This window comes from Acidovorax sp. CF316, from assembly GCF_000276605.1.
GTDB lineage: Bacteria > Pseudomonadota > Gammaproteobacteria > Burkholderiales > Burkholderiaceae_C > Acidovorax.
This window is the reverse complement of the sequence record NZ_AKJX01000085.1, coordinates 1-920: the sequence shown is the minus strand read 5'-3', so window position 1 is coordinate 920 and position 920 is coordinate 1. Positions and strand designations below refer to the sequence as shown.

The following is a 920-nucleotide window of genomic DNA, read 5'->3' as shown; positions in this document are numbered from 1 at the left end:
GCCAGGTGCGAGGCCGATCCCGCGCCGGTGGAGGCGAAGTCCACGCTGCCGGGCTTCTTCTTCGAGAGTTGGACGAATTCGGCCAGCGTCTTCACGCCGGTGGCCTTGTGCACCACCAGCACGTTGGGGAAGTTGACGCCGCCTGAGATGGGCGCCAGGTCCTTGAACGGGTCGTAGGGCAGCTTCATGAGGTGCGGTGCGATGGTCAGAGGACCGATGGAGCCCAGCAGCAGCACCGTGCCGTCGGGCGCCGCGTTGGCGACGAACTGGTGCGCGATGTTGCCGCCCGCCCCGCCCTTGTTGTCCACCACCACCTGCTGGCCGATGTTCTCGCCCAGCTTTTTGGCGATCAGCCGGGCCGCGGCATCGGCTGCGCCGCCGGCTGCAAAACCCACGACCAGGGTGACGGGCTTCCTGGGCGGAAAGTCCTGGGCCTGCGCAGGCATGGACAGGGGCAGGGTGGTGAGTGCCGCCGCCTGCAGCAGCCATTGGCGTTTGTTCATCGAAGTCTCCTTGCTTGTTCAGGTGGGCGTTCAGGGCGTTCAGGGCGTTCAGTCGACCACGTTGCGCAAGGGCTGGCCTGCGCGCCAGCGCGCCAGGTTGTCGAGGAACAGCGCATCCACCCTCTCCGCATTGCCATCGGAAAAGCCGGCGCTGTGCGGCGTGGCAATGACATGGGGCAGTTGCCACAGCGGCGAGTCCGGCGGCAGGGGTTCGTGCGAGAACACGTCCAGGTAGGCCCCGGCCAGCCGGCCGCTGCGCAGCGCGACCACCACGGCATCTTCGTCCAGCACTTCGCCACGGGCCACGTTCACCAGGTGCGCGCCCGGGGGCAGGCGCGCCAGCGCCGCCCTGTCCACCAAGGCGCGGGTGCGCTCGGTGAGCGGACAGGCCAGCACCAGCCAATCGGCTCCCGGCAG

Annotated in this window: 2 protein-coding genes; both read right to left on the bottom strand. The window is 68.8% G+C overall.

Going from position 1 to position 920, the window contains the following annotated elements:
• The coding region (locus tag PMI14_RS06790) for a tripartite tricarboxylate transporter substrate binding protein (protein ID WP_007851859.1) at positions 1–503 on the bottom strand (503 nt) is incomplete at its 3' end.
• A 48-nt stretch (positions 504–551) separates the two neighbouring features.
• Positions 552–920 (bottom strand): NAD(P)-dependent oxidoreductase (locus PMI14_RS06785; RefSeq protein ID WP_035202706.1); only part of this gene is annotated, 369 nt, incomplete at its 5' end.